Annotated in this window: 27 protein-coding genes and 2 tRNA genes; 18 read left to right on the top strand and 11 right to left on the bottom strand. The window is 70.8% G+C overall.

Annotated elements, in window-relative coordinates; all coding sequences use genetic code 11:
- Positions 1-5: 5 nt before the first annotated feature.
- A complete protein-coding gene (locus tag HZS55_RS03485) occupies positions 6-962 on the bottom strand; it encodes a succinylglutamate desuccinylase/aspartoacylase family protein (protein WP_179910358.1) in 957 nt (318 codons plus the stop codon).
- A gap of 138 nt (positions 963-1,100) precedes the next feature.
- Between HZS55_RS03485 and HZS55_RS03480 the strand changes: the two genes are divergently transcribed.
- Together HZS55_RS03480 and citZ are read left to right on the top strand one after the other, a co-directional pair.
- Positions 1,101-1,400 (top strand): DUF7536 family protein, encoded by a 300-nt coding sequence (locus HZS55_RS03480; RefSeq protein ID WP_179910357.1) that lies wholly within the window; start codon positions 1,101-1,103, stop codon positions 1,398-1,400.
- Positions 1,401-1,759: 359 nt separating this feature from the next.
- The gene (citZ, locus tag HZS55_RS03475) at positions 1,760-2,896 is read left to right on the top strand and encodes a citrate synthase (protein ID WP_179910356.1); all 1,137 of its coding nucleotides are present in this window, start codon (positions 1,760-1,762) and stop codon (positions 2,894-2,896) included.
- Between the two features lie 266 nt (positions 2,897-3,162).
- Here the strand turns inward: citZ and HZS55_RS03470 are convergent, their stop codons facing one another.
- On the bottom strand, positions 3,163-4,239 hold the full coding sequence (locus tag HZS55_RS03470; protein ID WP_179910355.1) for an aminopeptidase: 1,077 nt from the start codon (positions 4,237-4,239) through the stop codon (positions 3,163-3,165).
- A 150-nt stretch (positions 4,240-4,389) separates the two neighbouring features.
- Here HZS55_RS03470 and HZS55_RS03465 point away from each other — a divergent pair, with 150 nt between their 5' ends.
- The 4 genes from HZS55_RS03465 to HZS55_RS03450 are packed head-to-tail and all read left to right on the top strand — an operon-like array spanning position 4,390 to position 6,817.
- The gene (locus HZS55_RS03465; RefSeq protein WP_179910354.1) at positions 4,390-5,481 is read left to right on the top strand and encodes a threonine synthase; all 1,092 of its coding nucleotides are present in this window, start codon (positions 4,390-4,392) and stop codon (positions 5,479-5,481) included.
- Between the two features lie 42 nt (positions 5,482-5,523).
- A complete protein-coding gene (locus tag HZS55_RS03460; RefSeq protein WP_179910353.1) occupies positions 5,524-5,817 on the top strand; it encodes an antitoxin VapB family protein in 294 nt (97 codons plus the stop codon).
- Positions 5,814-6,221, top strand: coding sequence for a type II toxin-antitoxin system VapC family toxin (locus HZS55_RS03455; RefSeq protein ID WP_179910352.1), 408 nt, complete (start codon positions 5,814-5,816; stop codon positions 6,219-6,221). Before HZS55_RS03460 ends, HZS55_RS03455 begins: the two co-directional genes overlap by 4 nt.
- Positions 6,221-6,817 (top strand): NUDIX hydrolase, encoded by a 597-nt coding sequence (locus HZS55_RS03450; RefSeq protein ID WP_179910351.1) that lies wholly within the window; start codon positions 6,221-6,223, stop codon positions 6,815-6,817. Before HZS55_RS03455 ends, HZS55_RS03450 begins: the two co-directional genes overlap by 1 nt.
- 1 nt (position 6,818) lies before the next feature.
- Here the strand turns inward: HZS55_RS03450 and HZS55_RS03445 are convergent, their stop codons facing one another.
- Positions 6,819-7,043, bottom strand: a complete 225-nt coding sequence (locus tag HZS55_RS03445) for a hypothetical protein (protein WP_179910350.1) — start codon at positions 7,041-7,043, stop codon at positions 6,819-6,821.
- Between the two features lie 192 nt (positions 7,044-7,235).
- Between HZS55_RS03445 and HZS55_RS03440 the strand changes: the two genes are divergently transcribed.
- The 6 genes from HZS55_RS03440 to HZS55_RS03415 all read left to right on the top strand — a co-directional run bounded on the left by HZS55_RS03440 (position 7,236) and on the right by HZS55_RS03415 (position 9,184).
- On the top strand, positions 7,236-7,652 hold the full coding sequence (locus tag HZS55_RS03440; protein WP_179910349.1) for a VOC family protein: 417 nt from the start codon (positions 7,236-7,238) through the stop codon (positions 7,650-7,652).
- A gap of 87 nt (positions 7,653-7,739) precedes the next feature.
- Complete coding sequence (locus HZS55_RS03435; RefSeq protein WP_179910348.1) at positions 7,740-8,081, top strand: glutaredoxin family protein; 342 nt, start codon at positions 7,740-7,742, stop codon at positions 8,079-8,081.
- Between the two features lie 60 nt (positions 8,082-8,141).
- The gene (locus HZS55_RS03430; RefSeq protein ID WP_179910347.1) at positions 8,142-8,519 is read left to right on the top strand and encodes a Rid family detoxifying hydrolase; all 378 of its coding nucleotides are present in this window, start codon (positions 8,142-8,144) and stop codon (positions 8,517-8,519) included.
- Positions 8,519-8,824: a hypothetical protein gene (locus tag HZS55_RS22960; RefSeq protein ID WP_246308348.1), complete on the top strand. Its 306-nt coding sequence runs from the start codon at positions 8,519-8,521 to the stop codon at positions 8,822-8,824. Before HZS55_RS03430 ends, HZS55_RS22960 begins: the two co-directional genes overlap by 1 nt.
- 65 nt (positions 8,825-8,889) lie before the next feature.
- Positions 8,890-9,029, top strand: a tRNA-Ser gene (locus tag HZS55_RS03420).
- Between the two features lie 74 nt (positions 9,030-9,103).
- Positions 9,104-9,184 (top strand) — tRNA-Ser (locus HZS55_RS03415).
- Positions 9,185-9,695: 511 nt separating this feature from the next.
- Here the strand turns inward: HZS55_RS03415 and HZS55_RS03410 are convergent.
- The 3 genes from HZS55_RS03410 to HZS55_RS03400 form a co-directional block, all read right to left on the bottom strand.
- Positions 9,696-10,886 carry an MFS transporter gene (locus HZS55_RS03410; RefSeq protein WP_179910346.1) on the bottom strand — a complete coding sequence of 397 codons (1,191 nt, stop codon included), beginning with the start codon at positions 10,884-10,886 and terminating at the stop codon, positions 9,696-9,698.
- Positions 10,887-10,977: 91 nt separating this feature from the next.
- On the bottom strand, positions 10,978-11,631 hold the full coding sequence (locus tag HZS55_RS03405) for a hypothetical protein (RefSeq protein ID WP_179910345.1): 654 nt from the start codon (positions 11,629-11,631) through the stop codon (positions 10,978-10,980).
- 70 nt (positions 11,632-11,701) lie between these two features.
- Positions 11,702-11,941 carry a DUF2249 domain-containing protein gene (locus HZS55_RS03400; RefSeq protein ID WP_179910344.1) on the bottom strand — a complete coding sequence of 80 codons (240 nt, stop codon included), beginning with the start codon at positions 11,939-11,941 and terminating at the stop codon, positions 11,702-11,704.
- A gap of 167 nt (positions 11,942-12,108) precedes the next feature.
- On the opposite strand from HZS55_RS03400, the gene HZS55_RS03395 reads away from it, so the two are divergent.
- Complete coding sequence (locus tag HZS55_RS03395; RefSeq protein ID WP_179910343.1) at positions 12,109-12,522, top strand: SRPBCC family protein; 414 nt, start codon at positions 12,109-12,111, stop codon at positions 12,520-12,522.
- A 36-nt stretch (positions 12,523-12,558) separates the two neighbouring features.
- On the opposite strand, the gene HZS55_RS03390 is transcribed toward HZS55_RS03395, so the two are convergent.
- Positions 12,559-13,830, bottom strand: coding sequence for a tRNA(Ile)(2)-agmatinylcytidine synthase (locus HZS55_RS03390; protein ID WP_179911780.1), 1,272 nt, complete (start codon positions 13,828-13,830; stop codon positions 12,559-12,561).
- A 142-nt stretch (positions 13,831-13,972) separates the two neighbouring features.
- Here HZS55_RS03390 and HZS55_RS03385 point away from each other — a divergent pair, with 142 nt between their 5' ends.
- Positions 13,973-14,941 carry a transcriptional regulator gene (locus HZS55_RS03385; protein ID WP_179910342.1) on the top strand — a complete coding sequence of 323 codons (969 nt, stop codon included), beginning with the start codon at positions 13,973-13,975 and terminating at the stop codon, positions 14,939-14,941.
- A 52-nt stretch (positions 14,942-14,993) separates the two neighbouring features.
- Here the strand turns inward: HZS55_RS03385 and HZS55_RS03380 are convergent, their stop codons facing one another.
- Positions 14,994-16,076 (bottom strand): halocyanin domain-containing protein, encoded by a 1,083-nt coding sequence (locus tag HZS55_RS03380; RefSeq protein WP_179910341.1) that lies wholly within the window; start codon positions 16,074-16,076, stop codon positions 14,994-14,996.
- Positions 16,077-16,238: 162 nt separating this feature from the next.
- Here HZS55_RS03380 and nirK point away from each other — a divergent pair, with 162 nt between their 5' ends.
- Both nirK and HZS55_RS03370 read left to right on the top strand, forming a co-directional pair.
- On the top strand, positions 16,239-17,324 hold the full coding sequence (gene nirK, locus HZS55_RS03375) for a copper-containing nitrite reductase (RefSeq protein ID WP_179910340.1): 1,086 nt from the start codon (positions 16,239-16,241) through the stop codon (positions 17,322-17,324).
- A 127-nt stretch (positions 17,325-17,451) separates the two neighbouring features.
- Positions 17,452-18,849, top strand: coding sequence for a UDP-N-acetyl glucosamine 2-epimerase (locus HZS55_RS03370; RefSeq protein WP_179910339.1), 1,398 nt, complete (start codon positions 17,452-17,454; stop codon positions 18,847-18,849).
- Positions 18,850-18,882: 33 nt separating this feature from the next.
- Here the strand turns inward: HZS55_RS03370 and HZS55_RS03365 are convergent, their stop codons facing one another.
- Positions 18,883-19,131, bottom strand: a complete 249-nt coding sequence (locus tag HZS55_RS03365) for a glutathione S-transferase N-terminal domain-containing protein (protein WP_179910338.1) — start codon at positions 19,129-19,131, stop codon at positions 18,883-18,885.
- 276 nt (positions 19,132-19,407) lie between these two features.
- Between HZS55_RS03365 and HZS55_RS03360 the strand changes: the two genes are divergently transcribed.
- Positions 19,408-20,928 carry a BGTF surface domain-containing protein gene (locus HZS55_RS03360; RefSeq protein ID WP_179910337.1) on the top strand — a complete coding sequence of 507 codons (1,521 nt, stop codon included), beginning with the start codon at positions 19,408-19,410 and terminating at the stop codon, positions 20,926-20,928.
- A 346-nt stretch (positions 20,929-21,274) separates the two neighbouring features.
- Here HZS55_RS03360 and HZS55_RS03355 read toward each other — a convergent pair whose 3' ends face one another.
- Positions 21,275-21,883 (bottom strand): ArsR/SmtB family transcription factor, encoded by a 609-nt coding sequence (locus tag HZS55_RS03355; RefSeq protein WP_179911779.1) that lies wholly within the window; start codon positions 21,881-21,883, stop codon positions 21,275-21,277.
- A gap of 746 nt (positions 21,884-22,629) precedes the next feature.
- Here HZS55_RS03355 and HZS55_RS03350 point away from each other — a divergent pair.
- Positions 22,630-23,223, top strand: a complete 594-nt coding sequence (locus HZS55_RS03350) for a nucleotidyltransferase family protein (RefSeq protein ID WP_179910336.1) — start codon at positions 22,630-22,632, stop codon at positions 23,221-23,223.
- Between the two features lie 4 nt (positions 23,224-23,227).
- Here HZS55_RS03350 and HZS55_RS03345 read toward each other — a convergent pair whose 3' ends face one another.
- A complete protein-coding gene (locus HZS55_RS03345) occupies positions 23,228-24,217 on the bottom strand; it encodes an ornithine cyclodeaminase family protein (protein ID WP_179910335.1) in 990 nt (329 codons plus the stop codon).
- Positions 24,218-24,311: the final 94 nt, after the last annotated feature.

Here is a 24,311-nt window from a genome sequence, read left to right as displayed (position 1 = left end):
GCCGTTCAGTACGAATCCACGTCCGTCCCGACCGAGCAGACGTACTCGCCGGTGGCGACCTGGGGGAGCCGGCGGGCGCGCCAGAAGACGCCCGAGGAGTCGGCGGTGACGGTCTCCTTGACGCCGCCGAAGGGGTCGGTGACCTCGAAGAGGGTGTCGCCCCGGGCGACGCGCTGGCCCAGGTCGGGTTTCAGCGAGACGAGGCCGCCGGCGGGGGCGCCGTACTGCTCGAAGCCGCTGGCGCGGGTCTGCGGGCTCGTGTCGACGGTTCCGTCGGCGAATCCGTAATAGGAGAGGACGTTGAACACGCCCTCGACGCCGGCCCGGATGGACTGCTCGTCCCAGCCGACACACCCCCCTAACTCGGGGTCGATGGTGGGGATGCCCTCGTCGGGGGCGGCGCGGGCGAGCTGGCCGTCGGGGCCCTTCTGGTCTAAGACGTAGCCGCAGTCGAAGACCTTCGCGAGTTCGAGGCAGGCGTCGTGGAGGCGGTGGCGTTTGCCACAGCGGACGCGACACTCGTCGATCATCCGGGAGGTCGACCCCTGATGGAGGTCGAGGATCAGGTCGGCGCGGCGGGCGGCGCCGAACGTCGCGGCGGCGATGCGTTCGGTGGAGGTGCCCGTCTCGTCGCCGGGGTAGGCGCGGTTGGTCTTGGTGTCGTCGATGGGGTTGCGGTGTTCGGCCACCTGGAAGGCGTGGTAGTTGACGATGCCGACGACGAGGATCGTCCCCGACAGCTCGGCGGGGTCGAGCTGCGGGACGACCCGCTGGAGGACGCCGACGCCGTTGAGTTCGTCGCCGTCGCTGGCCGCCTGCATGTAGAGGGTGTCGCCGTCGTCGGCGCCGTTGATGACCGCGACCGGGAGCCCCACCTCGGTCCCGTCGCGCGTCTCGCCGACCGACAGGCGCCCCGTGTCCATCTCGCCGGGGGCCGCCTGGGCCGTACCGAGCGTCGTCATTACCAACACTGCGGGACCGCCCGTTCTTTAGCGGTTCGGTGTCTCCCGGCCGTCGGGACCGGCGGCGCCCTCCGCTCGCGCCCCGCCTCGACGGCCGTCGATCGACGCGACTTTGCCGGTCGTGGCCCAACTACGGATATGGCCAGCGAGCGACGGGACGGCGGCGAGTCGGCCCCCGTCCCCGAAGCCGCCGACGCCGACAGCGGCAGAGCCGCCTTCGTCGCCGCGCTCCGCGTCCGCCGTAACGCCAAGTGGGGTCTCGCGGCCGGCCTCGCGCTCGCGCTCGCGGCGTTCGTCCTGTTCGTCCTCCTCCCGGGGTCGCGGCGCTCGCCCGCGCTGTACGTCGGGCTCGGGTTCGTCCTCGCGCTGTCGACCGCCGGCCTCGTCGCATTTCTCCTGACGCTGGGCCGCGCCGTCCGCCTCTCCCGGCGGCTGTGACCGCGGTCGCCGCTCCCGCGAAACGGTCCGTCGTGCCCGCTATCTCCCGAACAGCTGCACGTGACCGCCTCTCGAATCACTCCCGCCGCCCGTCCGAACGCCCCGTCCGGCGCGGGGCACCGACGTTCGCGAGAATCGAACATCGCCGGGATCGAACGATACGAGAACGACGATCGACGAACTGTGTATCGACGACTGGATCGCCGATACGTCGGGGGCTGCGGTGCGGAGGGCGACGATCCCGGGAAGGTGTCGCCGTCGGGTGTGTAGACGTTCGTCCAGAAAGGTGTTCGGTGATTCCGTACGCGTCCACCGTCGAACGGTAACCCTTTTGGCCGGTCCAGGCGAACGAATGGGGTATGACCGACGAGCTACGGAAGGGCCTCGAGGGCGTGCTCGTCGCCGAGTCCGATCTCAGCAAGATCGACGGCGACGAGGGGCGACTCATCTACCGCGGCTACGCGATCGAGGACCTCGCCAGACACGCGAGCTACGAGGAAGTCATCCACCTGCTCTGGCACGGCGAGTTGCCCGACGCCGACCGCCTCGACGCCTTCACCGACTCGATGGTCGCCGAGCGCTCGGTCGACGAGGACGTGCTCGAAACGGTCGGCCAGCTCGCCGCCGCCGACGAGAACCCGATGGCCGCGCTCCGGACGGCGGTCTCGATGCTCTCGGCGTACGACCCCGACGCCGACGAGCCCGCCACCGACCGCGAGGCGACGCTCCGCAAGGGGCGGCGCATCACCGCCAAGATCCCCACGATCCTCGCGGCGTTCACGCGGATGCGCGACGGCGACGACCCCGTCGAACCCCGCGAGGACCTCTCCCACGCCGCGAACTTCCTCTACATGCTCAACGGCGAGGAGCCCGACGAGGTGCTTGCCGAGACGTTCGACATGGCGCTCGTTCTGCACGCCGACCACGGGTTCAACGCCTCGACGTTCTCCGCCATCACCACGGCCTCGACGCTCTCGGACCTGCACAGCTCCGTCACCTCGGCCATCGGCACGCTGAAGGGCCCGCTCCACGGCGGCGCCAACCAGGACGTGATGGAGATGCTCGAGGAGGTCGACGAGAGCGACCGCGACCCCGTCGGCTGGGCGGAGAAGGCCCTGGAGGAGGGCCGCCGCGTCTCCGGGTTCGGTCACCGCGTCTACAACGTCAAGGACCCCCGCGCGAAGATCCTCGGCGAGCGCTCCCAGGAGCTCGGCGAGGCCGCCGGCACCCCCAAGTGGTACGAGTACTCCACGAAGATCGAGCAGTTCATGGCCGACGAGAAGGGGCTGGCCCCGAACGTCGACTTCTATTCGGCGTCGACGTACTACCAGATGGGTATCCCCGTCGACATCTACACCCCCATCTTCGCCATGAGTCGCTCGGCCGGCTGGATCGCCCACGCCGCCGAGTACGTCGAGGACAACCGCCTGATCCGTCCCCGTGCGCGGTACACCGGTCCCGAGGATCTGGAGTACCCGCCGCTGGACGAGCGATAGCACGGCCGCGAACGGAGTGAGCGGCCGCTTTTCGCCCCCTTTTTTTCGAGGCGGGTTCCCGCAGCGAACGGGGCGAGGTCGACCGAAGGGAGACCTCGATGCGAACGGCGAAGCCGTGAGCCGAGTGAGCGAGGAAACCCGTCGAAGAAAAAGGTGGTGGCACGACCGCCTCATCCGCCCGCGGGCCCGCTACACCGGCCCCGAGGATCTGACGTACCCCCCGATCGACGAGCGATAACTCCCGCCGTCGACGAGCGCCCGCTCGCTCACTCGAAGACGAACGTCCCGTTCTCCTGGACGACCTCGCCGTCCACCTCGATCCGCGAGCGCTCGCTCACGTCGACGAGCATGTCCGCGTGGACGGCGCTCTCGTTCAGTTCGCGGTCGTCGGGGACGCACTCGGCCATCGCGTCGCCTAGGGCGACGTGGACGGTGTCGCCCATCTTCTCGTCGAACAGGAGGTTGTCCGTGAACTCGTCGATACCGCGGTTCATCCCGATCCCGAGTTCGCCGAGCCGGCGGGCGCCGTCGTCGGTCTCCAGCAGGGCCGTCAGGACCGCCTCGTTGCGCTCGGCGGCGTGGTCGACGACCTCGCCGTCCTCGAAGGTGAGCCGAGCGCCGCGGATCTCCCGGCCGTTGCGGGTGACCGGCAGGTCGAAGGCGATCCGTCCGTCGGCGGAGTCGACGACCGGGACGGTCGCCACTTCGCCGCCGGGCATGTTGTCCTCGCCGGCGTCGTTGAACGTCCCCATCCCGTCGACCGAGAGGCGGAGGTCGGTGTCGTCGCCCGAGACGACGCGGACCGACGCGGCGGGCTCCAACACGTCGACGAGTCGCTCCTGAAACCGCCGCTGGGCGTCCCAGTCGCAGTCGACGGCGTCGTAGACGAACTCCTCCCACGCCCGCGTGGACAGTTCGGCCCGCTGGGCGTCGGCCGGCGTCGGGTGCTGGGTGATCACCCAGCGGGTGTCGAGGCGCTCCTCGAGTATCGGCCGTTTCGCGCGGCTCGCCGCGGCGCTCTTCTCGGGGTCGACGTCGCTCCCCTCGGCGGCGTTCTCCCCGCCCTTGATCAGGATGACCACGTCGGTCTCCGCCATCGCCGCCAGCCGGTGGTCGGCGGTCCGTACGTCTCCGGCGTCGAGCGCCCGGCGATAGGCCCGGGCGGCACGGCGGTGGCGCCACTCGGTCGTCGGGCGGGCACCGCGCTCGCCGAGGCGCTCGTACAGCGCCTCCACGAGGTCCGCCGCGGCGGTCGGGGCCCGGACGAGCACGTTGTCGTCGGCGGAGACATCTGTACAGTGGTCGACGAGGATCTCGGCGTGTCGTCTGACGCGGTCGTCCATGTCGCCGGACCCACGGACGGGTCCGTCATGAACCTCCGCCGGCCGGAGTGAAAGTGAACGGTCCGTCCGCGGGGGCCAACGAGCGGCCGTTGGGTCGAGGGCGCCGGGCGGGACCGTCACCTACTGGTCGGGCCGGACCGAACGGCCGCTATGCTCACCTGCGGCGACTGCGGCCGCACCTACCCCGACGACGCCGACGCTCCGTGGCGCTGCGACTGCGGGGGCGCGTTCGACTACGCCGACACCCCGCTGCCGGACACCGACCACCCCCCGGCACACCTCGACCGCGACCGCGGGCTGTGGGCGTTCGATCCGTTCCTCGATACCGAACGCGCGGTCACGCTGGGCGAAGGGTGGACGCCGGTCGTCGACGCGCCCGAGTGGGACGCGCAGTTCAAGCTCGAATCGATCTTTCCGACGGGGAGTTTCAAGGACCGCGGCGCCGCCCTCACGATCTCGCGAGCGGTCGAACTCGGCGTCGAACGCGTCCTCGAAGACTCATCGGGCAACGCCGGGCTCGCGATCGCCACCTACGCCGCCCGTGCGGGTATCGACGCCGAGATCTACGTTCCCGCCGACGCCAACCCCGGCAAGCTCCGGGCCATCGAGCGGACGGGCGCCGACGTGGTTCGCGTCGAGGGCGCCCGGGGCGACGTGACCGACGCCTGCGTCGAAGCAGTAGCGAGCAGCGAGAGCGGCTGGTACGCCAGCCACGCCTGGAACCCCGCCTTCTTCCGCGGGACGGCGACGTTCGCGTTCGAACTCGCCGCACAACGGGGCTGGGACGTCCCGGACGCCGTCGTCACGCCGCTGGGCCACGGCACTCTCTTTCTCGGCGCCTATCGCGGCTTCCGGTCGCTCCGCGACGCCGGCTGGACCGACGGCATGCCGCGACTGCTCGGCGTGCAGGCCACCGGCGCCGCGCCGGTCGCGGACGAACTACACGGCGAGGGGGTCGCGATGGACTCGCCGACCAACGACGCCGCCGACGGCATCCAGATCCGCGAACCCGCCCGGTCCAGCCAGATTCTCGACGCTATCGAAGCGACCGACGGCGATGCACTCGCGGTCGGGCCCGACGCGACCGAGCGCGAACACGAGCGTCTCGCTCGCGCGGGGTTTCACGTCGAGCCGACCTGTGCGACCGCGACGGCGGCGCTCGCCGAGTATCGCGACAGGGGCGTCGTCGCACCCGACGACGACGCGGTCGTCGCGCTCACCGGGACAGGATTGAAGGGGTAGCTCGACCGAACGATTTTGTGCTTGTGCGCACAAACACAACTCATGGGAACGAAGACGATCGGACTCGACGACGAGGCCTACGAGCGCCTCAGCGCCGAGAAACGGGAGGGGGAGAGCTTCAGTGACGTGGTCAAGCGGGTGACCGAGGCGGTCCGGACCGACTGGCGACGCGGGTTCGGGAAGTACGAGGACGCCGACGGTGAGCGCTTTGAGCGGGCAGCCCGAGAGAGTCGGGAGCGCCGTGGAGCGGGGCTGGCGGACAGGCAGTCCGAGGTGCTCGACGCGCTGACGGGTGACGGCGACGCCGGCGATCCGAGCCACGAGGACGACGCGTGAAGCTCCTCGACACGACGTTTCTGGCCCACTACTACCGCGGCGACGACCGCGTCGAGTCGTTTCTCGACGCCCACGACGACGGAGAAGAGGATCTGGTCACCTCGGCGATCAACGTCGAGGAGATCGCCGTCGGCGTCCACACCGTCGAAGACGATCCGTCGCTTGAGTCGATCTTCGTCGAACTGGGCTGGCTCACGATCCTGTCGTTCGAACCGGCGGACGCGTTCGCTGCCGCCGGGATCGAGGCGGATCTCTACACGGACGATACCGTCGCTCAGGACAGGATCAACGCGCTGGCGGGCGACGTGTTGATCGCCGGCGTCGCCGAGAACCGTGGCGCGACGGTCGTCACCGAGAACGCCGACGACTTCGAGACGCTCGGCGTCCCGGTGGCGTCTTACTGATGACCAAGCGTCGACCCGACTACTGCCCGTACTGCGGGGCCGCGCTGGAGACGAAACGCTTCGAGGATCGGGACCGCCGGTACTGTCCCGACTGCGACGACATCGTCTTCCAGAACCCGTTTCCCGGCGCGCACGTCGTCGTCCTCGACGGCGGCGGACGGAATCCCCCGGGCGGTGCGGCGAAGCCGCACGACGGCGACTCCGTCCTGCTGATCGAACGCGCCATCGAACCGGACCTGGGCGCGTGGGCGGTCCCCGGCGGTATCCTCGAAGTCGATGAACCCGCCCGCGTCGGCGCCGCCCGCGAACTCGAAGAGGAGACCGGGCTCGCGGTCGACCCCGACGCGCTCGAACTCGTCCGCACCGGATTCGATATCGACGACCCCGACGAGGGTTCCTACCTCTCGGTCTGTTTCGCCATCGGGCGGGCCGACACGACGGGGTCGCTTGACCCCGGTCCGGAGTGCGCCGACGCGCGCTGGTGGCCCATCGCGGAGCTGTCGGCGGCCGACGCCTGGATTCGGCCGATCGATCGGCGGCGGGTCGCGGCGGCCGTCGAACGACTCCGGAACGAGGGCGGCGTGCGCTTCGACTGAACTACCGCCACAGCTCCCGCTCGACGACGGCGTCGGTGTCGACCGACAGCCGCGTCTCGGCGACGCCGTCGTACTCCGGGGCCGCGGAGTAGCAGATGTACCGCTCGCTGTCGTCGCTGCGGGTCCGAACGACCGCCGGGAGCACGTCCTCCGGCGCGGCGGTCGGTGGCGGCGGCGGCCCGACGACGACCCGCCCTTCGGGTGGGTCCGAGTGTTCCTCTCGCATGGCTCGGCTTACGCCGACACCGAGCATTGTTACCGGTCAGTTACCCGCGATCGGGGCCGTATAACCGCGGATTGGACGGTCCCTACCGGCCCACCTCGGGCCGTCCGACCGGTCCCGCCGTCCGACGCCTCGCGACTGCTCGGCCGCCCTTCGACCGACACCGTTTCGGCGCTGGCCCGCCCCCACTCGCCCATGTCCGGAAGCGTCCACCACACCGGGACGACCGTCGCCGACCTGGATCGCGCCGTCGAGTTCTACACCGAGGTCTTCGACCTCGACGTGCTCGCGGAGTTCGAATCGTCGGGGGAGAACTTCTCCCGGGGCGTCGGCGTCGAGAACGCCACCGGCCGCTTCGCCCACCTCGACGGCGACGGGACTCGCGTCGAACTCGTCGAGTACGAGCCCGAGGGCGGCGAGGCGGTCGCCGAGAGCGTCAACGACCGCGGCGCCAAACACCTCGGCTTCGGCGTCGACGACGTCGAGGCCTTCTACGAGGACCTGCCCGACGACGTGGAGACGGTCAGCGAACCGCAGACCTCCAGCACCGGCACCACGATCCTCTTCGTCCGCGACCCCGAGGGCAACCTGATCGAAGTCCTCGACGCGTAGGGCTTCGGCCCGCGCTCCCGACCCGAACTGCGGACGCGGACCCGCGCCGTCGCAAGAGGTATCCACGAGGGGACCCAGACCACGGGTATGACGTTCGAACCCAACGAGAGCCTCCCGCAGGAGGAGGTCGACGAACGCGTCGACGAGGCCATCGAGGCCAACGAGGTAGTGCTGTTCATGAAGGGGACGGAGATCATGCCCCAGTGTGGCTACTCCGACCGCGCGCTGACACTGCTCAAGCAGTACCGCGAGGACGTCGAGGTCGTCGACACACTCGAATCGCTCGACGAGTTCCGCGCCGCGCTCGAACGCCACAGCGGCCGCGAGACCGTCCCCCAGACCTTCGTCGACGGCGAGTTCGTCGGCGGCAGCGACATCCTCAAACAGCTCGACGAGCGCGGCGACCTCGAACCGAAGCTGACCGCCTGAGCCCGGTTCGACCCGTCCGGCCGTCACGGAGTTTAAGCCCGTCGCGACCGCCCATCCGGTATGAAGCGCATCGTCAGCACCGACGCGGCACCCGAGGCAGTGGGCGCGTACAGCCAGGCGACCGAGACCGACGATCTGGTCTTCACCGCCGGCCAGATCCCCCTGACCCCCGACGGGGAACTCCTGGACAACGCCGCGATCGACGTCCAGACCCAGCAGGCTCTGGAGAACGTCGAAGCGGTTCTGGAGGAGGCCGGCGCGGGCATGGACGACGTGCTGAAAGTCACCGTCTACCTCGACGACATCGACGACTTCGACGAGATGAACGACACCTACGGGACGTTCTTCGACGACGAGCCGCCCGCCCGCAGCGCCGTCGGCGTCGAGGACCTCCCCAAGGGCGTCGGCGTCGAGATCGAGGCCATCGCGGCGAAGTGATGGCCGACTCCGCCGAGGGGCCCACCGACGCCGGCTCCCCCGCCGACCGCACGTCCGGCAGCAGCCCTGGCTCGGACGACGCTGCCCCGCGGGAACCGCTACTCGCCCCCGCGACGAAGGCGAGCCTGCTGTGGGGCGTCGTCGGCGGGCTGGCCTTCCTCGTGCTCGCCCAGGGCTACGAACTGCTCGGCGACCTGGGCGTCGGATTCGGCGCGAAGGTCGCGGTGGCGATGGTCGTCGCCGGGCTCGCGGCCGTCGCGACGTACCTCGCCCGGGGTCGGCTGCCAGCCAGCGGCGGCCGATGACCGGTCGTCGACTGCCGACCGAGAACGAAAGCCCTTAACCACCCGACCGCGGTATTTCCACCTGAGCCAGGATGGCCGAACGGTAAGGCGCACGCCTGGAAAGCGTGTTCCCTTTGGGATTCTGGGTTCAAATTCCGAGAGACTCACTCCGTTCGTCTCTCGGCGTTCGCAAACGCTTCGCGTTTGCTCACTCCCAGTCCTGACGGTTCGGCCGTCCACCTCGACTGCCGGCTCAGAACGAAAGCCCTTAACCGACCGATTGCGGATACGCAGACGCGTGCCAGGATGGCCGAACGGTAAGGCGCACGCCTGGAAAGCGTGTTCCCTTTGGGATTCTGGGTTCAAATCCCAGTCCTGGCGCTTCTGTCGCGAACACCCCGGCGAGCACCTCGTGTGCTCGCCATCGTGAGCGCCGAATCGTCGCCGACTGGGATTTGAATCACGGCAGACGCAGCACGAACGGAGTGAGCGACCGTCTGGCATCGGGTTCAAACACCGCGGGACGCTCTGCGTCCCGCGAGGTGAGCGAACGCGGCGCGTTCGCTCACTCCCAGTCCTGGCGTACCACCTTTTTCGTCGTCGCCCTTCCTCGCGCAGCCTGACGGCTGCGCTGCGGGAGGACTCCTCGAAAAAGATGGGGCAAAAAAGCCGGTCGCTCCCATCGGTCGCGACCGGTGAAACCGCGCTCGCTCCGCTCACGGCGCTTCGCACGGTACGTTCACTGTCCCGCACAGCCGCCGCTCCACACCGCACCGCACAGCCGCCGCTCCACACCGCACCGCACAGCCGCCGCTCCACACCGCACCGCACAGCCGCCGCTCCACACCGCACCGCCCAGCCGCCGCTCCACACCGCACCGCCCAGCCGCCGTTCACTCCGCGAACGTCGCGGTCCGGCCGATGTCCAGCCGCAGGAACACGGGCAGGGTCGCGCCGGCGACGAGGATCTCCAGGCCGCCGGCGACGAGGAACGCCTCGGGGTAGCCGTAGGCGCTCGCGACGCCGCCGCCGACGACGACGCCGGCCAGGAAGCCCAGACTGCCGAAAACGTTGAAGCCGGCCATCGCGACACCGCGTTCGGTGTCGTCGGCCAGGTCGCTCACGAGCGCCATCGTCGCCGGCGACATCAGCGCGCCGAGGATCCCGACCGCGAGCATCCCCGCGCCGGCGAGCGCGACCGTCGGCGCGCGGCCGACGCCGATCACGACCAGGCCGTAACAGGCCGACCCGGCGACGATGGGGGCGGTGCGTCCGACCCTGTCCGAGAGGATGCCCATCGGGTACTGCAGGAGCGCGAACGGGGCGAAAAACAGGGCGAGCATCAGGCCGGTGGCGCCGGGGCCGAGTTCGAAGGCGGACCTGAAATACAGCGTTCCGACGAGCGCGAAGAAGCCGGCGGTGAGCCGGTCGAGGAAGCCGAAGGCGTAGGGGACGGCGAGCGTCGGCGTCCCGCGGAGGTTCGCGACGGCGCGAGCCAGCGAGTCGCGGCCGCCGGCGGGCGCGCGGTCGTCGACCGCCAGCGCGAGGACCGCGACGGCTGCGAGCAGGGCGCTCGCGAGGTAGAGGGGGACGAACGGGCCGACCTCGTAGAGCTGGCCGCCAAGGGGCGCGCCCAGCGCCGTCCCGCCGCCGATAGCTGCACCGGCGGCGGCCATGTTGCGTCCGTGGCCCCCGTCGAGGTCCATCAGCATCGTCATCGCGAGCGAGAAGGCGCCGATCGTGGCGGCGCCCTGGGCCGCGCGGACGGCGAGCACGCCCTCGAAGGAGAGCGCGGTGAATCCGGGGATCAGCGCGAGCGCGAGATACCCGACGCTGCCGCCCAGCGCGCCCGCGGCGATGAACGGTGTCCGTCGACCGGCGCGGTCGCTGGCGGCGCCCCAGAGGCCGGCGAAGGCGACGAACGCCGCGAACTCCGCCGCGAGGAACCACATGCTCGCGTCCAGATCCGTCGTCGCGCCGAGCGCGCCGACCAGCCGGTCGACGCCCGGGTACAGCAGCACCTGTGCGAGCAGGACGGCGAACACCATCGCCGCCAGCCACGCCCGGTCCCGCGAGTTCGTCATCTACCGTCTCGAAGGGACCACTGGGATATCCGACTGTCGGAAGCGACGCGGCGCCGGGGCGGGGGCGGAAGCGGCGAGCGGCGCCGAGCGTTCAGAACGGCGCGCGGGACCCGTCTCGACCGGCCGACCCCGGGACGGCGTCGTCGTCGAACCCGTCCCCGGTCGGCGAGGTGTCGCCGCCGCCCTCCGGTTCGGGCAACTCTCCGGTCTCGACGAGCGCCGTCTCCGCCTCGCGGAGCGCGGCGTCGATCTCGGTCGCGCGCTGGTGCATCGGCGCGACGCGGACGCGCACGAGGTCGAACTCGTGGCGGTCGGCCAGGCCGTTCCACGCGCGCAGCGACCCTCTGGTGAGCGTGTCGCTCTGCGGGCAGAAGGCGGTCGTCGGCGTGAACTCCGCGCGCAGGACGCGCACCGCGTCGCCGTCTGCCCCCTCGGCCGCACCGTCGGGCGCCGGCAGGTCGTCGTCGACCGCCTCGGCCCGTTCGACGGCGTAGCGATACCCCGCGTCGGGGTGGCGCCGGTCGTTGTTGAGCCGCGCGAGGTTGTAGCCGAAGGTCATGTCGTACACCGCCCGCGCCTCGAACAGCTCGCGGGCCAGCCGGTGGACGGCGAGGTGGCGTCGCCCGTCGAGCACGTCGTGGCCGTCGAGGAACTGCCCGGGCGCCGGCGCGTGTCCCGGGACGAACTCGTCGTAGGCGTCGAAGGTGTCGTCGCTCCCGCCGAACGGCGACGGAACGTTGACCATACCCCGGCTTGGGTCGCCGTCGGGCTATGAGTCGCCCCGAACTGGTTCGGGCGCGGTCGCGGGGAGGATGTCAATCGGCGCGGCTGATGTAGACGCGGACCTCGTCGTCGGCGACGCGCTCGGTCTCGTGGGCGAACCCGCGGTCGTCGAGCACGCCGTACAGCGGCTCCGGCTCGAAGCTGTTGACGAGTTCGAGCGTGCCCTCCGCGGGGAGGTCCTCCAGCGCGGCCACGATGTCGCCGAACGGTTCGCCGTCGATCTCCCGGGCGTCGAGCGTTCGCGTCGCCTCCCTCGGTACGTCGCTGGCCATACCCGTACTTGCGGGTCCGCGGGCGAGCGCGTTGCCCCGAAGACGTTCGGGTGGCTCGTCGCCGTGCGGGAGTCTCGGCGGGCGGCCGGTCACCGCCGTCGCGGCTCTCGGTCGCGCCGAACCGGTGCGGCGTGACACTGACGGGGCTGGGGCGAGTCCGGGCGCGTATGCAGACGGTCACGGTCTCGCGACGGGTCGACGCCCCGCCCGAACAGGTGCGCGCCGCGATGGACGATCTGGAGGTGTTCATGCTCGCCGCGGGGTTCACCGAGGTGACCGTCGACGGCGACGACATGCACCTGGAGAACCAGGTCGGGCTCGCGACCGTGACGCTCGACCTGCGACTCGTCGACACGGGGGCCGACCTGGCCTACGAGCAGGCCGACGGCTTCTTCGAGACCATGGACACCGCCTACCGCGTCGAGCCCGTCGACGGCGGCTCGGAGATAACGGCGACCACCGACTTCGAACTCGACGTAGCGCTCGTCGGGCAGATCCTCGACGCCACCGTGATCAAGCGACAGCGCCGCCACGAACTCGAATCGCAGTTCGACTGGCTGGAGTCGGAGTTCGCGGGGTAGCTCCGGTCGCCGACGCCGCCGGGTCGCGAACGGAGCCTACCGCTCGGGGTGGACGGGCGCGTCGAAGCCGCCGCGGACGAGCGGTTTCGCGACGTGTCGCCGGGCGCAGGGCGGCACCTCGTACCAGCCGCGCTCGATGTCGCGCTCGACGGGGACCGCGACCTTCCCGTCGGCGCTCGTCCCGCAGTCCCGACAGCGGTAGCCCTGACCGGCGCCCGCCGAGCCCATCGAGCGGCCACAGTCGGGACACTCCGGATTGGCCGGTTCGGTTCGCACCAGCTCCCGGACGGCGAACTTCTCCAGTTTCAGCGTCCCGTCGCTCACCTCGCCGCAGACGGTCAGCCGGTCGCCGACGCGGAGCGCCCGCACGCGGTCGCGGAACCGCTTGGTGGGTTCGAACGCGGCGACCTCGGCGGTTTCGCCGTCGGCGCTCCGCAGGGCGGCGAACACGTGGCCGCCCTCGCGCGTCTCGGGCTCGGCGACGACCTTCCCGTCGACCCGGTAGGCTCGCCCCTCCGAGGCGTCCGCGAACCCGTCGACGCGGCGGAGGTGGGCGTCCGTGCCCTGGTTGGTGACGAACAGCGCGCGGCTCGCGACCGGTTCGCCGTCGATCGCTTCGGCGACGCCGCGCACAGTACTGGAGTCGTCGCCGCGGATACCGTGGAGGATCGGACACGGCGTCCGCGGGACGCAGACGGGGTAGCCCTCGCCCCGGTCCACGGTGTCCCAGGCGTCGGGGGAGGCCGCGTCGGCGGCGGCGAAGACGCTCTCGCGGTCGACCTCCCGGTCGGTCCCCCAGCGGTCGCGTTCGCGGTAGGAGATGCACTCGCAGGTCCAGTCGTCGAACGCGCGCCAGGCCCCGACGGCGGCCAGCGCGCCGATGCGGCCGCGACCGTTGCCGGCGTGGGCGTGCTCGTAGCCCGCCCGGTCGGCCAGCGCCACGGCGTCGTCGATGTCGTGGTAGTCGCGGACGGCGTCGCGGGCGAACGCGGCCACCGCGTCGGGGACCGCGCTCGGCTCCCCCGGCGCGACGACGACGCCGGGGTTGGTCCGCGGGTCCGCCGTCTCCGCCAGGTCGAGGTGTTCGACGGCGAGTTCGCGCGCGCGCTTGGGGTCGAGGTCGGTGTGGACGGCGAGCGCGGCGTTGCCGCGAGTCTTGTGCTCGACGCCGGGGTTGAGTCGCGCGAGGACGCGCCGGTCGACGCTCGCCCCCGCCGCCTCGACGCGCTCGGCGAGGGTTGCGGCGACGAAGGTGGTACACATCCCGCGCTCGCGGGAATCCGTGTCGTCGAGCCCGATGACGGTCACAGCGGCCATTACGCGACCGCGGGCAAACGGGTTTCGACCGAGAAATTCTATATCAATCTATCGGTCGGCGTGAAAAAACGGGGCGCACGCGGAGTCTGCGGGGGCACAACGCATATATGCCAAGACCTACTTACCTCTCACCATGTCACGGTCGGCACTGGTCGGCAACGTCACCGCGATGTTGGAGGACGCGGGCTTCGTGGTGAGCGAACGCTGTGCCATCCGGCCCAAGAGCTTCGACGTCGCGGCCCGCCGCGGGGAGGAGGTCCTCCTCGTGAAGATCCTCGGCAACATCGACGCCTTCGACGGTCACACCGGCGCCGAGATGCGCCGGCTGGGAACCTACCTCGGCGCCACGCCGATGGTCATCGGCCTGCGAACCAGAGACGAGGAACTCAAACCGGGCGTCACCTACTTCCGCCACGGCGTCCCGGTGCTCTCGCCCGACACCGCCATGGATCTGTTCGTCGAGGAGGTCCCGCCGCTCATCTACGCGGCGCCGGGCGGCCTCTACGTCAACATCGAGAGCGAAGTGCTCGCCGACGCCCGCGAGGACCGGGACTGGTCGCTCGGCCGGCTCGCCAACGAACTCGGCGTCTCCAGACGGACGGTCTCGAAGTACGAGGACGGCATGGACGCCTCCGTCGAGGTCGCCAGCCAGCTGCAGGAACTCTTCGACGCACCGCTCACCTCTCCCGTCGAGGTCCTCGACGGCGCCGACGAAGTACGGGAAGACGAGGAGACGCCCGAGGACCCCGAGGTCGACCCCGAAGACGAACCCATCGTCGCCGTCCTCACACGGGTCGGCTTCGACGTCCACCCCACCGACAGGGCCCCGTTCAAGACGGTCAGCGAGAACGAGCGCCGCGAGGAGGAGATGCTGACCGGCCACTCCGAACTCACCAAGACCGCGGAGAAGCGCGCCCGTATCATGTCCTCTGTTGGCAGGGTCACCCGGACGCGGTCGGTGTACGTCGTCGAGCGCGCGACCAGGAAGTCAGTCGAGGGCACCGCAATCGTCGAGGAAAGCGAGATGGAGGACATCCGGGAGGCCGACGAACTCCGGGACATCATCCGCGAACGGGCCGACATCGAAGGCAGTTCGGCGTAGGCCGTCCGTTTTTCGAGTCCGTCCGGTACCGCACCGCGCCGCCCAGCGGCGCTCAGTCCGCGGGCTGGTGCGGCCCGCGGCGACGCTCGTCGTCGTCGCTCGCCCGTCGACTGGCGACGATCTGGCTGGCGACGAACGGCGCGGCGACGATGGCGCCGGCCAGGCCCCACAGCGAGGTCTCGAAGAGGTCGATCCCCGCGTCGCCGCCGCTCGCCGCGGCGGGGTTGCCGACGACGACGGCGCCTTTCATCCCGGCGGCCTCGTGGGGCGTGCAGGCGTACGTGACGACGCCCTCGCCGTCGAGTTCGAGGGCGTAGCTGTCGCCCTCCGACCCCTGCATCGGGCTCTCGAAGTCGTGGCTCTCGCCGACGACGTTGTGTGAGCCGCCCCGTCCGGTCCACTCCCAGACGACCGTCGTCCCGGGGTCGACCCGCACCGCCGCGGGCCCGAACGCGAACGGGCCGCCGTTGCCCTCGGTGCCTACTTCGATGGTGACCTCGTCCTGGCCGGTCATGTCGACGGTGCCGTCGTAGTTGCCGACGCCGTCGAACCAGCCCTCGTAGTCGGGTTCGACGAAGTCGCCGCCGGAACCGCTCCCGCTGGTCTCGTTCCCGGTGGCGCTCCCGCCGGCCGGCGTCGCCGTCGAACTCCCGGCGGAGACCGTCACGTCGGCGTCGCCGACGACGACGGCGCCTTTCATCCCCATCGTCCGGTGGGGACCACAGTAGTACTTCGAGACGCCCGCCGACTCGAAGGTGTGGGTGAACGTGGCGCCGGCCTCGCTGATCATGTCGCTCTCGTAGCTGCCGTCCTCGGCGACGACGTTGTGGGGCGTGCCCTCGCCGGTCCACTCCCAGACGACCGTCGTCCCGGGGTCGACCCGGACGGCGGCGGGCCCGAACCCGAACGCGCCGTTGTTGGCCTGGACGCCGACCTCGACGGTCACCTCGTCGCTCCCGGTCTCGTCGACGACGCCGTCGGCGTTGCCCACGTTCGAGAACCAGTCGGTCAGGTCCGTCGACTGGGCGGCCGCCGGCCGCGCGCCCGCCGCGGCCAGCCCGCCGACCGTCGCCCCGATAGCGAGGGTCTTCATAGCGCTCCGCCGCCCCTCGTCGATACCGTCGTCCGTGCTCATACACGTCCGTTGCCGCCTTCTGCAAATAACCTCCCTCGGGCGTTCCCGGAGGCTGGGAACGCCGCCGCCCGGCGGCGAACGTGTTCGGCCCGCCGCTCTCGGGGCGAGAACCCGCGTCCCCCTTATCCGTGCGGTCAACTCACGTCCGGATGTGAACCGGCCATGACCCGAAAATCCACCCGTCGAACGTTCCTGAAGACCGGCGCCGCGGCGGGCGCTGCGGCCGTCGCCGGCTGTGCCGGCGAGATCCCCGACGACAGGGTCACCGTCACCGAGGTCGACAGCGCCCCGCGGTCGCTCGACGCCCCGAAGGAGCCGACGGTCGACCGGGTCGCCGCCGACCCGACGGCGATCCCCGACCCCGTCGACCGGTCGGAACCGGCCACGGTCGAGGCCGAACTCACCACGCGGGAGGTGACCGCCGAGATCGAACCGGGCGTCACCTTCGAGTACATGACCTTCGACGGGCAGATCCCGGGGCCGATGATCCGCGCCCGCGTCGGCGACACCGTCGATCTCACCGTCCGCAGCGCCGAGGACAACCGCATGCCCCACAACGTCGACCTGCACGCGGTGCGGGGCCCGGGCGGCGGCGCCGAGGCGACCAACGTCGCTCCCGGCGAGACCGAGCGGGTCCGCTTCAAGGTCACCTACCCCGGCGCCTTCATCTATCACTGCGCCGTCGCCAACATGGACTACCACATCTCCTCGGGGATGTTCGGCATCGTCCTCGTCGAACCCGAGGAGGGCCTCCCCGAGGTGGACCGCGAGTTCTACCTCGGCCAGCACGAGGTGTACACCGACGGCGAGACCGGCCAGGAGGGCCACCACACCTTCGACATGGGCGCGATGGCCCGCGAGGAGCCCACCTACGTGCTGATCAACGGCGAGAAGTACGCCGTCACGCCGGACAACTACGGCGCGATGGCCGCCGAGACGGGCGAGACCGCTCGGGTGTACTACTGCGTCGGCGGTCCGAACCTCGCCAGCTCCTTCCACCCTATCGGGAGCGTCTGGGACGAGGTGTACCCCCAAGGTGGCCTGGGCGGCCGACCACAGCGGAACATCCAGACCACGCCGGTCCAGCCCGGCAGCACCGCCATCGCCACGATGCAGTTCCCCGTTCCCGGCCCGATCAAGCTGGTCGACCACGCCCTCTCGCGGGTCGCCCGCAAGGGCGCGATGGCCGTCGTCGGCGTCGAGGGCGAGGAGAACCCCGAGATATTCGACCCGGACCCCGACGCCTGACCGGCCGTCGCCGGCGCCACGACGGGGCCGACGACCGCCGCGGACGGGCCTCCGTGGACGGCTCCCCGCGGACGGGCCGCCGGACAGACATGGAAACCGACAAGCGGTCCCCGACTGGAGGACGGGTATGGATGCCGACCCGACGATCTACGACGACCGCCTCGCCGCCGAGATGGATCGGGGCGAGTTCGTCCTCGCGGTCGTCACCGCGACCAAACCCGACTTCTACAAGCAGGCGCCGGTCGTCGCCGCCGCCCGCGAGCGCGGGCTGCCCTGTTTCGTGGTCCACACCGGCCAGCACTACGACGACCTGCTCGGCCACGGTCTCGAGGAGTACGACCTCGAACCGGCCATCGCCGCCGACCTGGGCATCCGCGGCGACCTGAGCGAGAAGACCGCCCAGACCATGCTCGCCGTTCGCCAGCTGGCCGAGCGCCTCGACGAGTGGCCCGATACCACCGTCCTCCCGCTGGTCCACGGCGACACCCACGCCGCCGCTATCTTCCCCCAGGCCTGGCTGTTCGCCACCAACCAGCAAGTGGCTCACAACGAGGCCGGCCTGCGCGCGATGGCTCCAGACTACGGCGCCGTTCCCGATGCTCACGAGGGCAACTACCCCGACCCGGCCGCCCTCGTCGACGCCCAGTGGGACGGCGAGTGGTCGGTCGACCGCACCGAGCCGTTCCCCGAGCAGTACGACACCTTCGTCGGCTCGGCGGCCGCCCGCTACCAGTTCGCGCCGGTCGAACTCAACCGCGACCACCTCGAATCCGAGGGCTACCCGCAGGAAGTCAACGGCGACGAGCGCGTCCCCGTTGTTGGCAACTCCGTGGTCGACGCCATCGAGATGAAGGCCGACCACGACGGCGAGAGCGTCTTCGACGTCTACCCCGTCCTCGAAGAACGGGACGACTGGATCCGCGTCGACATCCACCGCCGCGCGAACCTCCTGCCCGGACGGTTCACGGCGCTCGTCGAGGGCGTGGTCGCCCTCGTCGAGGACGGCTACAACGTCAACTTCGTCGAGTTGAACGCCACGCGCCACGCGCTGGAACGCCACGGCTACCGCGACCGGCTCCAGCGGCTGGCCGACGAGCGCGACAACTTCCTGTTCACCGGTCTCTGGAAGAAACACGCCCACGTCTACGAGTTCCTCCGCTCCGGGCAGTGTCTCGCCGAACTGACCGATTCGGGCAGCATGCAGGAGGAACTGAACTACATCGACGAGGCCTGTTGTCTCACCGTCCGGTTCAACACCGACCGGCCCGAGACCGTCTTCGACGCCGAGACGAACCTGCTCGTCCCGCCGGTCTCCGGCGAGTTCGTCCACGAGACGGTGACTCACGCCCTGGAGACCGACGCCGTGCGCGAGCGCCTGCAGTCCGGTCCCGACCTCTACGGCGAGTCGGTCGGCGAGCGCATCGTCGACTTCCTCGCCGAGCGCCGCGACGCCGACGTCTTCGAGTGGTCACACGAACGCAACGGCTTCGACGACCTCGCCGGGCAGTCGGTCGACTATCTGTAGCGGCGAACGGACCGAAAACGGCCGATAGAGATTCTAACTGCCGTACTCTTCTTCGAGATACTCGACGATGTCGTCGCTCTCGGGCATGCCCTCGACGTCGTTTTCGGGGTCGACGAGGACGGGGACGCCCGTCTGGCCGCTCACGTCTTCGACCTCGATCCGCTCGGAATGGGACCGGGGGACCATGTGCGACTCGTAGTCCAGATCGAGTTCGTCGAGCTTGCTCGTGACCTTCGCGCAGTAGGGACAGCCTTCGAGTTCGTACAGTTCGAGGTTTGCCATCGGTCCGACTTGGGGATCCACGGTAAAAGGGCCAACGGTCGTGTGTACCCGCGACGCAGGAACGGACCGTGGCGACGGACCGTCGACGGAGCGGCCCGACGCCGCTCAAAGCCAGGTTGAAGCTTACGGGAGTGGTATTTGTGTACCGACCGACGATCCGAGTGCGATGACAGACGACCGCCACCCTGACCGGTCGCCCGCGACCGGCCTCCACGACGGACGTATCGCCCGCAGACAGCCCCGTGACGCCCGCGCCCGCCCCGCGGAGGCGGTCGAATGACCCGCCTCGACGGCCGACTCTCCGCGCGAGTGCGCCGCAGTGCGCGGCCCGCTCTCGTCGCGCTCCTCGTCGCGACGCTGGTCACGGGTCCGCTGGCCGGCGTCGTCGCTGCCGGTGGGGCGGACGGCCCCGACCCCTCCTTCGAGGAGTCGCTCACCACGGTCCGCCAGGGCGAGACGGCCGAGATCGCCATCAGCACGACCGGTTCCGCCGGCGACGGCGTCCAGTTCGTGATCGGCGACGCCGAGGCCGAGGACCAGAACTTCGAGGCGCGCGGGACGGTCACCGACGCCGACGGCGACGGAACCGTTCTCGTCCGCTTCGACACCGCCGCCGTCGACGAGGGCGGCCCCGAGTCGTACCTCACCGTCGCCGGCGACGACGCGATCGAGAATCGGACCGAACGCGCGGGCACCGACGACCCGCTCGCGCCGACGGCCTACGACCTCACGCTGGGCGACCCCGCGGATCCGACCGCGATCGGGACGCTGGCGCTGATGCGTGCCGACGAGCGCTCGAACGGGGGCGACGGCGACGGGAGCGACGGGACGGCGACGCCGCGCCCGCTGCACGACGGGACGACTATCGACACGAACGGCGACGGTCGGGTCGTCGTCGACGCGGCCGCCCAGCAGTCGATCACCGGCGAGACGACGCTCGACCCCGGGACGGCGCTGTCGATCCGGGTGACCTCCCGGTCGTCGAAGTCGCCGTTCCTCATGCAGGTCGAGACGGCCGTCGACGACGACGGCGCGTTCTCCGCGCCGGCCGACTTCAGCAGCGTGCCGGTCGGCACCGCCTTCGAGGTGACCGTCCGGGGCGACGACGAGACGCTCGCCGAGGCCTACGGTCGGGTCGCCGACTGCGAGGGCGAGTGTCCGACCGCGACGGCCGGGTCCGGTTCGGACGGCGAGGAGTCGACCGCGACGCCGCTCGACGCCGGTGAGATCAACGTTCGGAGCGTCGTCCAGGTCGCCCAGGACGACGTGGCGCGGGTCCCCGTCACCTTCGGCGACGCCGACGCGCTGACGGTCACGCTCGGCGACGAGGCGGCCGTCAACTACGAGACGAGCGCCGTGATCCGCGACACGAACGGCGACGGCCGCGCGGTCGTCGTCGTCAGGACGGGTGCGGCCGACGACGCCGACCGGCCCGTCCTCGCCGTCGCCGAGGCGGGCGAGACGCGGCCGGCGAACGTCACGAGCGAGACGACGCTCGACGGGTCGCTCGACCCCTTCGAGTACGACATCTCGGTGTCTGCGGGGGCGACCCCCGCGGGCGGTGAACCCGACGCGATCGGGACGCTCGTCGTCGCCGCCGACGACGGGAGCGCGGGCGGCGACGGCGCGACGGCCACCGCCGACGACCCGCCCGCCAACCCCGCCGGCCCCAACGGCGCGACGGTCGCCGCCGATGGCGGGTCCGGATCCGCGCTCACCGGCCTCGCCGCGCTCGCGGTCGGCGGCCTGATCGCCTTCGGCGGCGTCGCCGTGTTCCTCGGCTTCGTCCGGAACTGACGCCGTCCGGTCGCCGTCTCCGCTCTCTCCTCACCGTCTCCGCTCTCCTCTGTTCCCCTTCCCCGCTCTCTCCTCACCGTCTCCGCTCTCCTCTGTTCCCCTTCCCCGCTCTCTCCTCACCGTCTCCGCTCTCCTCCGTTCCCCTTCTCCGATTCCCGCGCGTCGTCACTTCCCCGCACCTCACGGCGCCTCGCCGTTGGCGCGGTCGTCGTTCGATCTTCTCGATGTTACGGCGCGCCCACCGGCCGATCCACGCCGCCGCAGATCGTCGGAGCGGCGGCGGTCGCGCCGCTCGCGCGCTGTCGCCGATCGAACGCGGGACGTGCCGACGGAGCGACCGTCCGGGCTACCGGTCGAGCGCGAGGGCCGCGAGCGCGGCCACCGCGAGGCAGACGAAGAAGAAGAGGACGCCGGGCTCGACCACGTCGAAGACGACCCAGGCGAGCGACCCGGGCTCGCCGACGGTCGCGTTGGGGCTCGCGGGACCGGCGCCCGAGCCGCCGATGGAGGGACGGGCGACCCGTTCGGCCCCCCACTGGACGAGCAGGGCGGCGACCCCGAGCAGGCCGATCCCGCCCACCACGTCGGTCAGCGTCCGCTGGACGCGCGGACGCATCTCGCTGTTCCCGACGATCACCAGCGGGTCGCTCGCCGGTCCGTAGACGGTCATCTCGTTGCCCTTCTCGGAGTACCGCGAGTCGACCGGCTCGACCAGGCCGGCGGCTTCGAGGTTCGAGACGTGGTAGTGGACGTTCTGGACGGACGTGTCGACGGCGTCGGCGATCTCCGAGGCGGTCCGCGGGCGCTCGAACAGCGCCCGGTACACCGCCCGGCGCGTGTCCGTCGCGAGCGCGTCGAGTACGTCGTCGGTCTCCTCGCCCTCGACGTCGAGGACTCGCAGCCGCTCGTCGCTCGTCGCCGTCCGGTCCTGGATCCGGTCGATGAGTCCCGACATCTGTCCGTCCCGATCGTTTCGCCGCTCCCCATATAGCCCTATCCGAAGGTTAAATCCCGCTTTGAACGGGCGGCGCGACGCGTCGTACAGCGGCGCGAGGGCGATGCAGGTGCCGATCGCCACGTCGTCGGTGGCGGCGGCGAGCGCGCCGAGGGCGGGCATCGTCTCCGGGCGGTAGCCGTCGTCGGCGAAGTGGTGTTCGGAGACCCGCGCCGACGCGGAGTTCGACCTCCTCGACGGGCGGCGCCGTCTCCGGGCCGCCGGCCAGCATCGCGACGACGAACTGCTCGTCGCGGTCGCCGTAGACGCCCAGCGAGTCCGGCGAGTTCGGCGCGGCGAGTTCCGGGACGGCGAACGCCTCCTCGACGAAGTCGCCGCTCGCCCCGCGTCGGTCCCCGGGTCGGTGTCCACCGGAGTTCCGGACGGGGCCGTCCCCGTCGGCGTCTCGGTGGGCGCCCCGGACGGTGACCCGTCGTCCCCGCCGCTCGAAGCGCCCAGACAGCCCGGGACGGCGACGGCGCCCGCGGCGAGGCCGGCCAGGAGGTCGCGTCGGTCCACACCCGAACGGTCGGGCGTCCCGGATAAGGGCCTTCAGGAGGGTACAGCGGCCGTTTGAACGACCGGCGGGCGGCGGATACAGTGTAAGACAACGCAGACGCGTCTCCGACTACTCGGGGGACGCCGGAGACGGGACCGTCACCCCTCGCGACGCCACGCACTTCCGGTCCCGCCCCGTAGACGGCGGCGTGACCGCCGACCGGACCGTCGCGGGCGTGCTGCTGGCCGCGGGCAGCAGCGACCGCTTCGGCGAGCCGAACAAACTGCTCGCGACGCTCGACGGTGAACCGCTGGTCCGCCACGCCGCGCGAACGATCACCGAGGCCGAGGTCGGTCCGGTCGCGGCGGTCGTCGACCCCGAGTCGTCGGGTGTCCGCGACGCACTCGCCGGCCTCGACGTCACCACCGTCGAGAATCCGGGCGCGGCCGCCGGCCAGGCCGCGTCCGTCCGCCGCGGCGTCGCGTGGGCGCGCGAGCGGGCCGACGCGGTCGCGTTCGCGCTCGGGGACATGCCGCGAGTCGACCCCGAAACCGTGGATCGACTCGTCGGGGCCTACCGCGAGGGCCGCGGGTCCGCGCTCGCCGCGGGCTACGACGGTCGACGCGGCAATCCCGTCCTCTTCGACGGGCGGCACTTCGACGCGCTCGCCGCCGTCGAGGGCGACACCGGCGGACGCGCGGTCTTCGAACGAGCCGACGACGCCGCGGTCGTCGAGACGGGTGACCCGGGCGTCCACGTCGACGTGGACACGGTCGCGGACCTGGGCCGGCTCCGGGACTGACCGCTCAGAGCACGTCGGTGTCGACCAGCGAGACGCGCTCGCCCACGTCGCGGTCGGCGGCGTACTCGTAGACGACGTGGCTGGCGGCCACGTCCTGGATGGCAAGCCCCGTCGAGTCGAAGACGGACACCCCGGTCTCGGGGGTGCGTCCGGGCTTCTCGCCGACGATCACCTCGCCGAGTTCGCCGTGAATGTCCTCGTCGGAGAGGACGCCCTCGCTCCAGGGGACGTTGATCTCTCCGGAGTGTGTACACTGCTCGTAGTCGTCGATGACCAGCAGCGAATCCAGCAGGATCTTGTCGTCGATCTCGTGTTTGCCGGCGGCGTCGGCGCCGACCGCGTTGACGTGGGTGTGGTCGCCGACGCTGTCGACGATGGGCTCCTCGACCGGCGTCACCGTCGAGAGCACGTCACACTGGGCGGCCTCCTCGATGGTGCCGCCCCGCACCTCGAAGCGGTCGCCGAAGGCCTCGACGAACTCGTCGACTCGCTCCTGGTCGCGGTCGGCGACGACGACCGCTTCGATCGGTCGGACGGTCGCGATCGCTTCGAGTTGCGTGTATGACTGGACGCCGGCGCCGACGATGCCCATCGTCCGGGCGTTCTCGACGGCGAGGTGATTCGTGGCGACGGCCGCGGCGGCACCGGTGCGCTTGCGGGTGATCGTCGTCCCGTCGAGCAGCGCGAGCGGGAACGCGGTCTCGGGGTCGGAGTAGACGACGGTGCCCATCACCGTCGGGAGGTCGTGGTCCTCGGGGTTGTCGGGGTGGACGTTGACCCACTTGACCGCCGCGGCGTCCCACTCGCCGGCGTCCAGATAGGCCGGCATCGACCGGAAGTCGCCGTTGTACTGGGGCAGGTCGACGTAGGACTTGGCGGGCATCTGCGTGTCGCCGCGCGCGTCGGCGACGAAGGCGTCTTCGACCGCCGAGACGACCGCCGACATCTCCGCGGCTTCCTCGACCGCGTCGGGATCCAGAAGGAGCGTCTGCATACCGGATGTTCCCCGGCCGCACACTTAGAAGTTCGACCGGTTTCGAGGCGGTGTGCGTACTGAATGCGGGAAGAATTGAAATCGAAGCGAGCCG

This window comes from Halosimplex rubrum (assembly GCF_013415885.1).
Lineage (GTDB): Archaea > Halobacteriota > Halobacteria > Halobacteriales > Haloarculaceae > Halosimplex > Halosimplex rubrum.
Note: the sequence above shows the minus strand (reverse complement) of the source record. Positions and strands in the feature narration are given on the sequence as shown.

Bases quoted from the DNA above. Each gene is read 5' to 3' on its own strand.
- HZS55_RS03485 (WP_179910358.1), bottom strand. From the start codon at position 962: ATGACGACGCTCGGTACGGCCCAGGCGGCCCCCGGCGAGATGGACACG.
- HZS55_RS03480 (WP_179910357.1), top strand. From the start codon at position 1,101: ATGGCCAGCGAGCGACGGGACGGCGGCGAGTCGGCCCCCGTCCCCGAA.
- citZ (WP_179910356.1), top strand. From the start codon at position 1,760: ATGACCGACGAGCTACGGAAGGGCCTCGAGGGCGTGCTCGTCGCCGAG.
- HZS55_RS03470 (WP_179910355.1), bottom strand. From the start codon at position 4,239: ATGGACGACCGCGTCAGACGACACGCCGAGATCCTCGTCGACCACTGT.
- HZS55_RS03465 (WP_179910354.1), top strand. From the start codon at position 4,390: ATGCTCACCTGCGGCGACTGCGGCCGCACCTACCCCGACGACGCCGAC.
- HZS55_RS03460 (WP_179910353.1), top strand. From the start codon at position 5,524: ATGGGAACGAAGACGATCGGACTCGACGACGAGGCCTACGAGCGCCTC.
- HZS55_RS03450 (WP_179910351.1), top strand. From the start codon at position 6,221: ATGACCAAGCGTCGACCCGACTACTGCCCGTACTGCGGGGCCGCGCTG.
- HZS55_RS03445 (WP_179910350.1), bottom strand. From the start codon at position 7,043: ATGCGAGAGGAACACTCGGACCCACCCGAAGGGCGGGTCGTCGTCGGG.
- HZS55_RS03440 (WP_179910349.1), top strand. From the start codon at position 7,236: ATGTCCGGAAGCGTCCACCACACCGGGACGACCGTCGCCGACCTGGAT.
- HZS55_RS03435 (WP_179910348.1), top strand. From the start codon at position 7,740: ATGACGTTCGAACCCAACGAGAGCCTCCCGCAGGAGGAGGTCGACGAA.
- HZS55_RS03430 (WP_179910347.1), top strand. From the start codon at position 8,142: ATGAAGCGCATCGTCAGCACCGACGCGGCACCCGAGGCAGTGGGCGCG.
- HZS55_RS22960 (WP_246308348.1), top strand. From the start codon at position 8,519: ATGGCCGACTCCGCCGAGGGGCCCACCGACGCCGGCTCCCCCGCCGAC.
- HZS55_RS03410 (WP_179910346.1), bottom strand. From the start codon at position 10,886: ATGACGAACTCGCGGGACCGGGCGTGGCTGGCGGCGATGGTGTTCGCC.
- HZS55_RS03405 (WP_179910345.1), bottom strand. From the start codon at position 11,631: ATGGTCAACGTTCCGTCGCCGTTCGGCGGGAGCGACGACACCTTCGAC.
- HZS55_RS03400 (WP_179910344.1), bottom strand. From the start codon at position 11,941: ATGGCCAGCGACGTACCGAGGGAGGCGACGCGAACGCTCGACGCCCGG.
- HZS55_RS03395 (WP_179910343.1), top strand. From the start codon at position 12,109: ATGCAGACGGTCACGGTCTCGCGACGGGTCGACGCCCCGCCCGAACAG.
- HZS55_RS03385 (WP_179910342.1), top strand. From the start codon at position 13,973: ATGTCACGGTCGGCACTGGTCGGCAACGTCACCGCGATGTTGGAGGAC.
- HZS55_RS03380 (WP_179910341.1), bottom strand. From the start codon at position 16,076: ATGAGCACGGACGACGGTATCGACGAGGGGCGGCGGAGCGCTATGAAG.
- nirK (WP_179910340.1), top strand. From the start codon at position 16,239: ATGACCCGAAAATCCACCCGTCGAACGTTCCTGAAGACCGGCGCCGCG.
- HZS55_RS03370 (WP_179910339.1), top strand. From the start codon at position 17,452: ATGGATGCCGACCCGACGATCTACGACGACCGCCTCGCCGCCGAGATG.
- HZS55_RS03365 (WP_179910338.1), bottom strand. From the start codon at position 19,131: ATGGCAAACCTCGAACTGTACGAACTCGAAGGCTGTCCCTACTGCGCG.
- HZS55_RS03360 (WP_179910337.1), top strand. From the start codon at position 19,408: ATGACCCGCCTCGACGGCCGACTCTCCGCGCGAGTGCGCCGCAGTGCG.
- HZS55_RS03355 (WP_179911779.1), bottom strand. From the start codon at position 21,883: ATGTCGGGACTCATCGACCGGATCCAGGACCGGACGGCGACGAGCGAC.
- HZS55_RS03345 (WP_179910335.1), bottom strand. From the start codon at position 24,217: ATGCAGACGCTCCTTCTGGATCCCGACGCGGTCGAGGAAGCCGCGGAG.